The following is a 13375-nucleotide window of genomic DNA, read 5'->3' on the forward strand; positions in this document are numbered from 1 at the left end:
CCCTTTCCTGACAAAATCAACGTTTAAAAGTGTACCTCCATTTTCTTATAATAAAAAGGGAGAGAAACGAAACTTCTTGCAAAAATCCGACTTAAAAAGGAGGGCCGAAAATATGTCCTTTCTCGAGTTCACAGTTCCTCCGTTCCCGGTCTTTATCGCTGCGGGAGAAGGAGTGTTCAAAAAAGGCGAAACCCATGTGAGACGGGTCTTCCCGGTGTTTGATCTGCTGTATGTGAAAGAAGGCGTCCTCTACATTACAGAAGACGAAAACGCCTTTTCCGTTGAAGCGGGAGAATATATTCTGCTTTCTCCCGGGCTTGAACATTACGGGACAAAAGGCAGTGAAGAAACGACATCCTATTCGTGGCTTCATTTTGAAGGAGCGGATTATGAGGTTACGGAAACAACCGGGAACAACTGGTCGGAGCTGAGGCGAAAAAAAGGGAGCTTTGAAGAGCCGTCCCGCTACCGCCTGTCCCTGCCGCAAAAAGGGAAGGTGAGACGCCCGCAGTTTATGGCCGGGCAATTCAGTGTGCTGACCGATGACAGCGCAGAGAACTCCGATCTGCCGCTCAGAAAGCAGATTCTGTTTGAAGAGCTGCTGCTCCATCTTCAGAAAGAAGCGTTCCAAATCCCGTCCGCAAAGGAAAGAGTCGCATGGGAGGCCGCCCGGTACCTGCAGGAGCACTATCAGGAGAAAACAACCATCAAAGCGCTCTCTTCGGCTCTTCATTACAACCAAGACTACGTGACCCGCTGCATGCAGCAGGTGCTCGGCGTCACGCCCGGCCAGTATACGAACAAAGTCAGAATGACGGAGGCGAAACGTCTTTTGTCCGCAACCAATGACAAAATGGGGGCGATCGCGGACGCCATCGGCATGGAGGACCCAACCTATTTTTCCAAACTGTTTAAACAGATTGAAGGCATTTCGCCGCTTGAATACCGCAAATTCGTAAGCCGGAAAACGGACTGACCTAATACCAGAGAACAAAAAGAGGGATCGGTAAGCATGAAAATGACAATTTACGACGTGGCCGAAAAAGCGGGCGTCTCTATCTCGACGGTCTCGCGGGTCATCAACAATACGGGGAGGATCAGTGACAAAACCCGCCGGATGGTGCTCCGTGTCATGGAGGAGATGGACTATCATCCGAATGTTCACGCATCCGCTTTGACGGGCAAAAAGACGAATATGATCGGCCTGATCACCCCGGATATTTCAAACCCGTTTTTTGGGGAACTGGCGAAAAGCATTGAAGACAGCGCCGGTGTACTTGGGTTTCATATCATTATCTGCAGCACCGATTATCAGCCTGAAAAAGAAACGAAGTATTTTTCGATGCTGCGGCAGAAGCAGGCGGACGGCATTATATTCGCGACGGGACTTGATCATAATGACAGCGTCACAGCGCTTGATGATATGGTGAAATCGGGCATCCCGCTTGCAATGATTACGCAGGATAAACCGCTCGCGCCGATGGACGTCGTCATTATCGATGACTTTCTGGGCGGCTATACGGCGGCTGAGCATCTCATATCTTTAGGCCATAAAAGAATTGCCTGTATCGTCGGCAACGGTTCGACGACGGGTGAAAGAGACAGAATCAAAGGCTTTCGAAAAGCGATGCGGGAAGCGGGGATGACACTAGATGAATCGCTGATCATACCGACGGAATATTCGCTGGAAAGCGGAAAACAGGCAGCGGGCGAGCTGTTTGACAGAGACCTTCCGACCGCCGTTTTCGCCTTTAATGACGTCTTGTCATGCGCGGCGATACAGGCGGCGCGCTCCCGGGGCATTCGGGTGCCGGAAGACTTGTCGGTCATCGGCTTTGACAATACCATTCTCGCTGAAATGACGGCACCGCCGCTCACGACGATTTCTCAGCCCATACGCGAAATGGGGCGGCGTGTCGTTGAACTTCTCATTGATGAGATTCAAGGGAAGAAAAAAACAAAAAGCAAAATCATCTTATCTCCGGAACTCGTCATCAGGCATTCTACGGCACCGGCAAAAACGCGCCCTCAGCGATAAGGCGCGTTTTTTTCTATGAAAAACATTGTCAAACGAGCGAAAAGCATTGTAAAATTAAAACAGCTTTGAGAAAGCGCTTGCGCAAACTGCGGATTGCAAGAAAAGAAAGCAAACAGCTTGGGTTATAAATAAAGCGCTTTCAAAATAATGATTTCTGTTTAATAAGGGAAACCGCTTGCGCCATTGCGGCATGCGGCCTCAAGAAAAAAGGAGCGGTGATAGATGACAGATCAAGTCAGATGTGCGGTGCTGGGATTAGGACGATTAGGGTATTTTCATGCGAAGCATTTAGTCAGCGAAGTGCGGGGAGCCGAGCTTGCGGCCGTCTGTGACCCGATGAAGGGAAAGGCGGAAGCGTGTGCGAAAGAATTAGGAATCGCCAAATGGACGGAGAATCCGTATGACCTGTTGGAAGATCACACGATTGACGCCGTCATCATTGTCACACCGACAAGCACACATGCGGAAATGATCATGAAGGCTGCTGAAAACGGCAAGCACATCTTTGTTGAAAAGCCGCTCACCCTGAGTCTTGAGGAATCTAAAGAAGTCATGAAAAAAATCGAAGAAACGGGCGTCATCTGCCAGGTCGGTTTTATGAGGCGGTTTGATCCGGCATACGCCGACGCGAAAAGAAGAATCGACGCCGGGGAAATCGGCAGGCCCATTTATTATAAAGGATTTACAAGAGATCAAGGCGCACCGCCCGCGGAATTTATCAAACATAGCGGAGGGCTTTTCATTGACTGTTCGATTCATGATTACGACATCGCGAGATATCTCATGAATGCCGAAGTTACGTCCGTCTGCGGGCACGGGAGAATTTTAAAGCACCCGTTCATGGAGGAGTGCGGCGACGTTGATCAGGCATTAACGTATCTTGAATTTGATTCGGGCGCGGCCGGCGATGTGGAGGCAAGCCGAAATTCTCCGTACGGGCATGATATCCGCGCCGAAATTATCGGGACGGCGGGAAGCATCTTGGTCGGAACGCTGCGGAAAAGCCATGTCACCATTTTAACGGAGTCAGGCAGCAGCTACGAAATTATTCCGGATTTTCAAGCCCGCTTTAAAGACGCTTACCGTCTGGAGCTTGAGCACTTTGCCGAATGTGTGAAAAAAGGGGAAACGCCGATTGTGACAGACGTCGATGCCACGATTAACTTAGAAATCGGGATCGCCGCGACGGAATCGTTTAAAACCGGAAGGCCTGTAAAGCTTACCCCGGGCGCCTTCGGCTATGCCGGACTATGATAGATTCGAAGTAAAAAAGCAAAGGCCCGGGAGGCCTTTGCTTTTTTATGATTCGTATGAGAAAAAAATGTAGTCAGTCGGCACGCTTTTATAGCCCATTTGGTGAAGCATCGTGCTTATATTGCCGCGATGGTATGTGCCGTGATTCACAACATGCCGGATCACATCGGCATATGTCGTCCGGAGCGTTCCCATGCGTGGATGAGAAATGGAGATCGGGCCTTCCGTGTTCTCCAATTCTCTTAAAAATTCGCTGTATTCTTTGTCCAGTTCAGTCATTCTATGTTCAATCGCCTCAAAATCTCCGTCAAGCTTTTCAAATTGATCAAACTGCGAGACGATTTGTTCGTAAGTTTCTCCGTAAAGCACGTGAAGCCAAATGTAATCAGCCCGGTATATATGCACAAGCACGGCGTTCACAGTCGGAAAAACACTATCCAGTTTCTGCTGTAAGCTTGCCGCGGGCAGGGTCTTCAGATGCTGAATAACCTGCTCATTTGCCCATCTGTGGTAGTGATACAGCTTTAAAATGTCTGACATTCCAATTCCCCCTCTTCCTTCCGTACATTCAACATGACCTGGCCGAATTCCTTTTATCGAAACAAAAGCGCCGCAAAATAAAAAGCAGCACCCCACATCACCAATGCCGAGCATTTATTCAGGATGCCGCCCGCCGTTTCGTTTAATAAAAGATCACGTCACAATGGCTCCGAGCGCTTCTGCGAATGTCACGGCATGAGACGGAGAGATGCGGCATCCTTTCAGCTTATCAAGCGAGACGTGCAGATGATCAAATGTGCACGTGCTGATATCCATATTAAAAAGAGACGTGCCGATGAAGTTTGCGCCGTTCAAATCACAGACGTCAAGATCTGTGTATTCAAGAACGGTATCATTCCACTCACTTTCTGATAGGCCGCACGTGTCAAACCGTACATGCTTCATATTGGAATAGCTGAAGGAGCTGTAATGTGCGAGGCAGTCTTCAAACCGTACATGACGCATGGCGGAATCCGCCAGATTCAAGCCGAGAAGTTTTGAATGCTGAAACGCCGTTCTATGGATGATGCTTCCGCTGAAATCAGCGTTTGAGACATCACATTTGTCAAACAGGACATCCGTACATTCCATATGTCTGAAAGAGACATCCGTAAAAACGGTGTTTCTGAAAATGACTTTTTCGGCGCGCAGGCCGTCCAGTTTGCCGTTTATCACGGCGTTTTCTATGACGACTTCTTTTATGAGGTCGTCCTGAAGCGCTTCAGTAAAAGAAAGCACCGGCAATTCTTTCGGGATTTTCGGTTTTTGGATCGTATTCATCTCGTACTCCCTTTTCTAAACATAATAGCTGAAACCGGCAATTGGCAGATATCGCTTTCGACCCTGCCACCCTTGCCGAATGGCGTGTTGCTTACTGAACAAAGGGTAATATCAAAGCGGGATCGCGTCAATAGCGGCGCTTATAAAAGCTTCATTCCGTTTGAACGTCATCCGCCCACTGAAAGATAAAAACAAAGCCCTGATAAGAGGGCTTTTGTCTGTTTCAGGCGAGTTCTTTATACATGATCACATGCGGGCCGATGCCGGGTATGTCAAAGGGGCTGCCCGTGCTTTTCCAGCCGAGCTTTTCGTAATATCCCTTTACGTGACATCTGGCGTTGCACCAGACAAGCGCCGCCCCCATATCTGCCAGTTTCCGTTCCGCATAGGCGATTAACGTGCTTCCCGCTTTTTGCGTCCGGTATTCCTCAAGCGTCGCCATGCCGCGCAGCTGGTAGGCGGGCGCTGCCTGTAAAGCCTGCTGGTTCTGCGGGTAGAAAGAAGCGATGCTGATCAATGTTCCGTCGTAAAAACCTCCGAGATGAAAGGCTCCTTTGACGCTGTCCTGATCATATTTACAATCCTCAATCGTCTGATGGGGGCGCAGCACGCTGTGTCTGATCGCGTATGTGTCTTCTGCGGTGATGGGTTTTACTTCAACCATGAAAAAATCCTCCTTTGCTTGATTCTTTTTCTGTATCGTACCATGAAAAAGCCGCCTGTCATATCAGGCGGCCTCTTCCGCGTCAATGCAAATATACATCAGCCCGCTTTTCATCCTTTTGCTTAATATAAGCTGCAAGCTCTGACGTCAAATCAGAACGGAGAAACGGGGTGATTAAATAAATTCCGTTAAACAGTTCGCACGCCGTGTCGAGAAGCGACTTGGCGATGGCGAGGCCTTCGGCTTTCTGCTTTCGCTTGTCTTCGCCGGCGAGCGCCATTTTTTCGCGGATGCTGTCTGACAGCTTAATGCCCGGGATTTCATGATGAATGAACTCTGCGTTGCGGCTGCTCGTTAACGGCATGATTCCGATATACACCGGTGTTTTGAGATGCTTCGTTTCATGATGAATGTCAATGAGCTGCTGCTCCGAGTAGACAGGCTGGGACACAAAGTAGTCAGCTCCGCACTCGATTTTTTTCTCCAGCCGTTTGACTGCTTTATCAAGATGGCGGACATTCGGATTAAATGCTCCGGCTACGGAAAAGTTCGTTTTCTTGCCGAGCGGTTTCCCTGATAAAGAAATGCCCTCGTTGAATTGTTTAATCAGCCTGATCAAATCAAAGGACGTTAAATCATAGACGGAGGTAGCCCCCGGAAAGTCACCGATTTTTGAAGGATCACCCGTGATGGCTAAAATGTCGGTGAGCCCGAGCGTATCCAGCCCCATTAAATGTGACTGAAGGCCGATGATGTTGCGGTCTCTGCATGTAATGTGAACGAGAGAACGGATATCAAGGCGCTCTTTCAGCAATGAACCGCACGCGGCATTACTGATCCGCGGTGTCGCCAATGAATTGTCGGCGAGCGTCAGCGCTTCTATGCCGGTTTCTTTTAATTCAGCCGCCGCTTGCAGAAATTTGTCAAAATTCAATTTCTTCGGCGGATCAAGCTCTACGATAATTGACCGTTTTTGAGCGGCGATTTCGTTTAAACCAGGCTCGGTCCGTTCATTACGGACTGAGATGACTTCCTCTTCCCGTCTGATTTTCACTTCTTTATCAGTGACGGGAGAAAGTCCGCGGACCGCTTCAGCCATGGCTCTGATATGGTTTGGCGTCGTACCGCAGCAGCCGCCGATAATGCGCGCGCCCTGAGTGCGGAACTGTACGGCGCTCTCCCGGAAATAGGCATCGTCCGTATCATAAACAAGCCGGCCTTCTTCTAAAGACGGAAGGCTGCTGTTCGGATAGACCGATAAATAAGCGTCACGGAAAATCGGCACTTCGGTGAGCGCTTCAATCATGTGGTACGGGCCGAGCCGGCAATTGATTCCCGTTATGTCAGCGCCGAGATCGGCAATGGACCTGAGGGCTTCCCGAAGCGGCGTTCCGTCCTGCAGAACGCCCTGTTCGTGCATGGATACGTTCAGCATAATCGGAAGTTCCGTTTCTTTTCTCGCGATCTTCAGCACTTCACGCGCCTCTTCTAAATCATAGTATGTTTCCAGAAGCAGACCGTCCGGCTCTTCGTGCAGCAATAAATAAAGCTGCTCCCGAAAGCTGCGTTTAATCTCCTCCAGGCTGTAGGCGTTTTTGTTAAAGGTGCGGATGCCGCCCATCGTTCCCAATACATAAGCGCCGTCTGAGGAAGCGCGCGCGATTCTGACCGCCTCCTGATTGATTTTTTTCGTTTCATCCTCAAGTCCGTATCTTGAGAGCTTAATAAAATTCGCGCCGTACGTATTTGTCTGGATGATGTCTGCCCCGGCTTCCACGTAAGCCTTATGTATCCGCTTGATTTCTTCGGGCTTTGATACGTTCAGTTCCTCAAAACATCTGTCAATGCCGTAGGAATAGAGGAGAGTGCCCATCGCGCCGTCCCCGATTAAAATCCGTTCTTCTAAGTCTTGTAATAGTCCCATTGTTTGCCTCCTTCATCACATTCAGCAAGGAAAAAAGAGAAATAAAAAAAGTCTTCTTAAGAAGAAGACTTTGTAATCATTTGTCTCTCTTCTTATCTTCCAAGCTGTTTTTAGCTTGCTGGATTTAGCACCTTGGTCATGGTTTGGGTAAACCACTACACCGGTTGCTGAAGCGTCGTCGGGCCAGTCCCTCGGCTTCTCTTGATAAGAACGTTCATGTAATTGTCATGGGTTTCCAAAACTTAACTGTGAAAATCCCTTTCTCCAAATTTACCGAAAATAGAGACAATAATCAATAGGAATCACATAATTTATCTAAAATTAATAAATTGAACGTCAATCGGCAGGTCTGCTCCGCGGACGGCTGCAATAATCTGCTGCAGATCATCTTTATTTTTTCCGGTGACGCGCACTTGGTCGTCCTGAATCTGCGACTTGACCTTCAAGCCGGAGTTTTTAATCACCGCGTTGATTTTTTTGGCATTGTCTTTATCAATGCCCTGTACAAGCTTCGCGCGCTGGCGCACCGTGCCTCCAGTTGCATTTTCGATTTTGCCGTATTCAATGTTTTTCGTCGGCACGTCCCGTTTGATCAGCTTGCCGCTCAGCACATCTTTGAGCTGATTCAGTTTAAACTCGTCATCAGAAATCAGGACAAGTTCTTCCTTTTCTAACTTCACATCGCTTTTCGATCCTTTAAAGTCATAGCGCGTGCCGATTTCTTTCAGCGTCATCTGAATCGCATTCTGCACTTCGGGAAATTCAACTTTGGATACAATATCAAAAGAACTTTCTTTTGCCATGAGAAAACCTCCTATAACATTTCACTTATGAGTTGATTATAGTAGAATAAAGAGAAATGTCCAACAGCATAAAGCATGAATTTATGCATATTGGAAAAAATGAGAAAAACATCAGCCTCATACGGGCGAATCAGGAAGGACGATAACATGAGACCAGGGCAGCAGCTCACGCTTAGTATAGATCACCAAACCGATTTCGGTTATTTTTTAACTGACGGCGAGGATACGGTTCTTTTACATAACAGTGAAATCACAGAGGATATCGAAGACAGAGATGAAGTGGACGTATTTATTTACGTCGATCATCAGGAAAGACTCGCGGCGACGATGAAAAAGCCGCTCATCAGCTTTTATGACTACGGATGGGTGGAAGTGACGGACGCTGTGGAAGATATGGGCGTATTCGTCGACGTCGGTCTGTCAAAAGACGCGCTCGTCGCAACGGAGCACCTGCCTCCGTACAAATCCGTCTGGCCGCAAAAAGGAGACAGACTGTATTGCATGCTGAAGGTGACAAGCCGCGGGCGCATGTTTGCCAAACCGGCGCCTGAGGATATCATCAGTGAATTATTTACGGATGCAGAGGAAGACGTCATGAATAAAGACCTGACAGGCACGGTGTACAGACTGATCGCATCAGGCTCTTTTCTGATTACCGATGAAGGCATCCGCGCGTTTATTCACCCTTCAGAAAGAAAAGAAGAGCCGAGACTCGGCAGCCGCGTGACAGGGCGTGTCATCGAGGTAAAGGAAGACGGCTCCGTCAACATGTCCCTGCTGCCGAGAAAGCAGGATGCGCTTTCGGTTGACGCGGAAGAAATTCTGACCTATCTGAGATCAAGAAACGGCGCGATGCCTTACGGAGACAAAAGCCATCCTGACGATATCCGCGAACGGTTTCATTTAAGCAAAGCCGCCTTTAAGCGGGCGCTCGGGCATCTGATGAAAAACGGCAAGGTCTATCAGGAAGACGGCTGGACATACGAAAAACAATAAATGTTCTGCAAAAACATCGGTGAACCAAAACCGATGTTTTTTATTTTCTCAAAAGCTGCTATATTCCTCATTTGTTTAACACCCTGCCGAACATACATATTTTATTGAAATAAAATATTCTGACATCCGAACCGATATATAACTATAGAAAAAACAAAAGGAGAGTTTCAATGAGAAAAATGGCGATATTTGCGGCTGTACTGCTGCTTGCGCTCAGCACGGCGGGATGTGCCGGCAAATCTGAGGAAACGGAGGCCGAAAAAACGAAAACAATCGGCATCATGCTGACAGACAACGGCCTCGGCGACCAATCATTTAATGATTCAGGCTTTCAAGGTTTGATGAAAGCGAGAGACGAGCTCGGCATCACATTTGATTACCGGGAAATAAAAGATACCGGTACATACGAAAAAGGACTGACCCAGCTTGTCCGGGAAGGCAATGATCTTGTGGTGGGGCTCGGTTACAGCATGCAGGCGGATTTAGAAAAGGTCGCCAAAAAATATCCGAAGCAGCGGTTTGTGCTGATTGATTCCGTATCAGATCTGGATAATGTCACCTCCGTCACGTTTAAAGAGGATGAAGGAAGCTTCTTAGCCGGAGCGCTGGCGGCTATGACGAGCAAAACCGGCACGATTGGATTTATCGGCGGTTCCGATGCCGACGTCATTAAACGGTTTAAAAAAGGCTATCTGAAAGGCGCGGAATCAGTCAAACCGAAAATCCGCGTGCTGTCGGACATCAGCGGTACGTTTGATGATGATAAGCTCGGGAAGCGCATCGCCCAAAACATGATCCGAAAAAAAGCCGATGTCCTGTTTACGGCGGCCGGCTTCACGGGAGTCGGCGCACTGAAAGAAGCGGAGGCGCAAAAAGTATACGCCATCGGTGTTGACAGCGATCAATATTACACCGCCGAGCACGCCGTTATCTCATCTTTAGTGAAAAATGTCGACCATGTCATCTATGAATTGGCGAAAGATTTAAAAGACAACAAGGAGATCAAAAGCGGTGAGATCGTTTACGGACTGAAGGAAAACGGCATGGACTTAGCTAAGATCAGAGTTGTCAAAAACGCAGGCGGGCTGACGAAAAAGATCACGGATATGAAAAACAGCCTGATTGAAAAAGGAGGCGATCTGAAGTGACATTACGGACAAGGCTGCTCGTTAACGCAGCCGTTACGATGATTTGCTTCGCCGCCGTCATCGGCTTTACCATCGTAAACATGATGAAGATTCAGGCTTCAAATGAAGATGAAGTGGACACTCTGTTAAACGTCCAGGAAGCAAAAGCTGACCTTAATACGTTAAAAGAAAGCATCACCGGCTATTCCTATACGCTCGCAGACGCTCAGAAAGAAGATGTGCGAAGCTATATGAAAAGCAGCTCAGACAAACTGGCGGCGCTCAAAAAAACGATGACGGACGATGCGGACAAAGCCGCTTATGACAAACTCGCCAAAAAATACGAATCGTGGCAGGCGGAGGCGTACGCTGCTCTTGATTCGAAAAGTCCGGCTGAAGCGACAAGGACGGCGGCCCGCATCAACGGTCTTCTGAATGATATTTATATGCTGAATCTGAAAAGCCGGGATCACTATGAAGACATGCAGAAGCAGACGGCTGACCAGATTCAGTTTATCGTTTACAGCGCAGCCGTGCTGACCATCGTGATACTTGCCGTCACCGTCATATCTTCCATCAGGCTGACGAGGAGAATTGCAGGGCCGATACGCCGCATGGCTGAAAATGCCCGTCGTATTGCGGGAGGGAACCTTGCTGTTGAAATGCTTGATTATAAAGGGAAAGACGAACTGAAAGAGCTGAATGACTCATTCGGAATGATGGCTGAACAGCTCCGCACCTTAATTCAGGCGATCGGAGAGGTCGGCCGTGAAGTCGAGACGTTTGCGGAAGGTTTGACGAAGGAAAACCAGACGCTGAAGGACATGACCGAGCAGGTGTCCGTGTCGACGGAAGAAATGGCGCAAGGCTCCCAAACCATTTCAGAAGATCTGCAGCATGCGGTGCAATTCATTGAACAAATGGATGAACATTCAAAGGCGAACGCCGAACGTTCAAAACAAACGACGAGAAGCAGCGAAGAGACGATTGCGGCGGTGGCTGCGGGGCGCGGTGCTTTAGCCGAGACCAAGCAAGCCATTGATAAAAGCAATGAGACATCAAAAGAGATTTCCGAAGCCGCCGATCTCTTCATAGAACATGCGGCAGGCATCAGTATGATGGCGCAGACCGTTTCTGACATTGCGGGCCAGACCAATCTGCTGTCATTAAACGCCGCAATCGAGGCGGCCAGAGCAGGCGAGTCCGGAAAAGGATTTGCCGTCGTTGCCGAGGAGATACGGAAGCTCGCAGACGGATCAGCCAAAGCGACAGCGCAGATTTTCGATATGGTAAAGCAAATTGAAGACGGCATCACGTCTATTACCGGAGCTGTCACGACCGGCGTCGCTTTAGCGGACAGACAGCAGGAGCTGATGGAGAAAACGTCAGAATCATTCGCCCATATTGAACAAAAAGCCGCCCATATTAAAGCGGAGCTTACTCAATTGGACGGACGGATTATCGAATCGAAACAGCTTGGTGAGCAAGTGCTGCATCATGCCGAAAGCATCAGCGCCGTCGTTCAGGAAACGGCTGCAGGAAGCGAAGAGATTTCTGCCTCCGCACTTGAGCAGCTGTCTTCTTTTCATAAAATGGCGGAAAGCGTCAATAATCTGGTGAGCCTGACAGAGCGGTTAAACGATCAGGTCCGCCGGTTTACTTTGTAACGGGCTTTTGCCCCGCCCCTGATTTTTGCAGCCTGACATGAGTAACTTCTGAATGAAACACAAATACTGAATATACATGTGTTTATATTTATTCTTTTTCGTGAAAGGTGAAAAAAGAAGGGAGGAATCGGGATGGATGAACAAATTCCGCATGAAAAGGGTCTTGATAATAGTCTGGCTTTATTACGCGATGGTTATGTGTTTGTGAAAAACCGAGCGGAGACTTATCGCTCAGATGTGTTTCGCGCCCGTTTATTAGGGAAGACATTCATTTGTATGAGCGGAGCGGAAGCCGCAAAGCTTTTTTATGACACAGAACGATTTCAGCGGCAGCAGGCCCTCCCCAAACGGGTGCAGAAAACGTTATTCGGAACAGGGGCAATCCAGGCAATGGACGGTGAACGGCATAAGCACAGGAAGCTTCTATTTATGTCGCTGATGACGCCGCCCCGGCAAAAACGGCTTGCGGAAGCGGTGGAAAAACAGTGGAAAGCATCTGCGGAAATGTGGAAGGGTTCAAACCGAATTGTTCTTTTTGATGAAGCGAAGAAAGTGCTGTGCCGGGCTGCCTGTGAGTGGGCCGGCGTCCCGCTGAAAGACTCAGAAGTGAAAGAGCGGGCAGAGGATTTCACCGATATGGTAGACGCATTCGGCGCTGTCGGACCGCGTCATTGGAAAGGCAGAAGGGCGAGGCTGAAAACGGAGAAATGGATAGAGGAGGTCATTGAGGATGTGCGGTCCGGCAAGCTGCAAACGCCGGAGGGCTCAGCCTTGTATGAAATGGCTTTTCATACAGAACTTGACGGGAACAGACTTGATTCTCACATGGCTGCTGTTGAGCTTATTAATGTTCTGCGCCCGATTGCCGCCATTTCTTACTTCATTACGTTTTCAGCTCTTGCATTGCATGATTACCCTGAATATCGGGGCAAACTGAGATCGAGAGATGATCAGGAGGCCGAAAGATTTGCACATGAAGTTCGGCGGTATTACCCGTTTGCCCCGTTTTTAGGAGCCGTTGTGAAAAAAGATTTCGTATGGAAGAACTGTGAGTTTAAAAAGGGTGCTTCCGTCATGCTTGACCTATATGGGACAAACCATGATTCCCGGCTTTGGGAGAATCCGAATGAATTTCGCCCGGAACGTTTTCAGGGGCGGGAGGAAAATAAATTTGATTTCATTCCCCAGGGCGGAGGTGATCCGGCTAACGGCCACCGCTGTCCGGGTGAGGGAATGACCGTGGAAGTCATGAAAACTTCCCTTGCGTTTCTTGCCAATGAAATAGAGTACGATGTTCCGTCCCAAGATTTAAGCTTCAGCCTGTCCAGAATGCCGGCATTGCCTGAAAGCGGATTCGCGATAAGTGATGTTAGACGCATATAGAACAAAAAACAGCCCTCTTTCTTCTAAGACAAGAGGGCTGTTTTGCTTTTACAGATGGTCCGGTTTTTTGGAATTCTGGTTTTTTCCCGCCTGCCGGTTTTTTTCGGCAAGCCGGTTCTTTTTCTGATTTACGGCGTTATTGTCCAACGGTTTTTTGTCATCATCTTTCATGCGGCAAAGCCTCCCTTCTGTCCGTTAG

General features: G+C 48.6%; 13 protein-coding genes and 1 riboswitch. Of the genes, 7 read left to right on the forward strand and 6 right to left on the reverse strand.

Annotated elements, in window-relative coordinates:
- Window positions 1–112: 112 nt before the first annotated feature.
- The 3 genes from K3G25_RS01065 to iolG all read left to right on the forward strand — a co-directional run bounded on the left by K3G25_RS01065 (window position 113) and on the right by iolG (window position 3292).
- Entirely contained in the window at window positions 113–976 is an 864-nt protein-coding gene (locus K3G25_RS01065; protein WP_044053084.1) for an AraC family transcriptional regulator, read from the forward strand.
- 36 nt (window positions 977–1012) lie between these two features.
- On the forward strand, window positions 1013–2038 hold the full coding sequence (locus K3G25_RS01070) for a LacI family DNA-binding transcriptional regulator (protein ID WP_072177109.1): 1026 nt from the start codon (window positions 1013–1015) through the stop codon (window positions 2036–2038).
- Window positions 2039–2260: 222 nt separating this feature from the next.
- Window positions 2261–3292: a scyllo-inositol 2-dehydrogenase gene (iolG, locus tag K3G25_RS01075; RefSeq protein WP_017417427.1), complete on the forward strand. Its 1032-nt coding sequence runs from the start codon at window positions 2261–2263 to the stop codon at window positions 3290–3292.
- 45 nt (window positions 3293–3337) lie between these two features.
- On the opposite strand, the gene K3G25_RS01080 is transcribed toward iolG, so the two are convergent.
- From K3G25_RS01080 to K3G25_RS01100, 5 genes are all read right to left on the reverse strand, one after another.
- Window positions 3338–3832: a DinB family protein gene (locus tag K3G25_RS01080; RefSeq protein WP_232489530.1), complete on the reverse strand. Its 495-nt coding sequence runs from the start codon at window positions 3830–3832 to the stop codon at window positions 3338–3340.
- 153 nt (window positions 3833–3985) lie between these two features.
- Window positions 3986–4612: a pentapeptide repeat-containing protein gene (locus tag K3G25_RS01085; protein WP_022553574.1), complete on the reverse strand. Its 627-nt coding sequence runs from the start codon at window positions 4610–4612 to the stop codon at window positions 3986–3988.
- Between the two features lie 223 nt (window positions 4613–4835).
- On the reverse strand, window positions 4836–5276 hold the full coding sequence (locus tag K3G25_RS01090; protein WP_007409151.1) for a GNAT family N-acetyltransferase: 441 nt from the start codon (window positions 5274–5276) through the stop codon (window positions 4836–4838).
- Window positions 5277–5358: 82 nt separating this feature from the next.
- The gene (locus K3G25_RS01095) at window positions 5359–7200 is read right to left on the reverse strand and encodes a bifunctional homocysteine S-methyltransferase/methylenetetrahydrofolate reductase (RefSeq protein WP_014417388.1); all 1842 of its coding nucleotides are present in this window, start codon (window positions 7198–7200) and stop codon (window positions 5359–5361) included.
- A gap of 89 nt (window positions 7201–7289) precedes the next feature.
- Window positions 7290–7411: riboswitch (SAM riboswitch) on the reverse strand.
- 100 nt (window positions 7412–7511) lie between these two features.
- Complete coding sequence (locus K3G25_RS01100; RefSeq protein WP_014417389.1) at window positions 7512–8003, reverse strand: YajQ family cyclic di-GMP-binding protein; 492 nt, start codon at window positions 8001–8003, stop codon at window positions 7512–7514.
- A 99-nt stretch (window positions 8004–8102) separates the two neighbouring features.
- On the opposite strand from K3G25_RS01100, the gene K3G25_RS01105 reads away from it, so the two are divergent.
- The 4 genes from K3G25_RS01105 to K3G25_RS01120 all read left to right on the forward strand — a co-directional run bounded on the left by K3G25_RS01105 (window position 8103) and on the right by K3G25_RS01120 (window position 13176).
- Window positions 8103–8999 carry a CvfB family protein gene (locus K3G25_RS01105; protein ID WP_170936341.1) on the forward strand — a complete coding sequence of 299 codons (897 nt, stop codon included), beginning with the start codon at window positions 8103–8105 and terminating at the stop codon, window positions 8997–8999.
- 170 nt (window positions 9000–9169) lie between these two features.
- Window positions 9170–10147: a BMP family lipoprotein gene (locus K3G25_RS01110; protein ID WP_232489531.1), complete on the forward strand. Its 978-nt coding sequence runs from the start codon at window positions 9170–9172 to the stop codon at window positions 10145–10147.
- On the forward strand, window positions 10144–11793 hold the full coding sequence (locus K3G25_RS01115; RefSeq protein ID WP_029973159.1) for a methyl-accepting chemotaxis protein: 1650 nt from the start codon (window positions 10144–10146) through the stop codon (window positions 11791–11793). The genes K3G25_RS01110 and K3G25_RS01115 overlap by 4 nt, the downstream gene beginning before the upstream one ends.
- A gap of 132 nt (window positions 11794–11925) precedes the next feature.
- On the forward strand, window positions 11926–13176 hold the full coding sequence (locus K3G25_RS01120) for a CYP152 family fatty-acid peroxygenase CypC (protein ID WP_232489532.1): 1251 nt from the start codon (window positions 11926–11928) through the stop codon (window positions 13174–13176).
- A 48-nt stretch (window positions 13177–13224) separates the two neighbouring features.
- On the opposite strand, the gene K3G25_RS01125 is transcribed toward K3G25_RS01120, so the two are convergent.
- The gene (locus tag K3G25_RS01125) at window positions 13225–13347 is read right to left on the reverse strand and encodes a DUF3941 domain-containing protein (RefSeq protein WP_003155105.1); all 123 of its coding nucleotides are present in this window, start codon (window positions 13345–13347) and stop codon (window positions 13225–13227) included.
- Window positions 13348–13375 lie beyond the last annotated feature (28 nt).

Origin of the sequence: Bacillus sp. FCW2, from assembly GCF_021228595.1 — a bacterium.
Lineage (GTDB): Bacteria > Bacillota > Bacilli > Bacillales > Bacillaceae > Bacillus > Bacillus velezensis.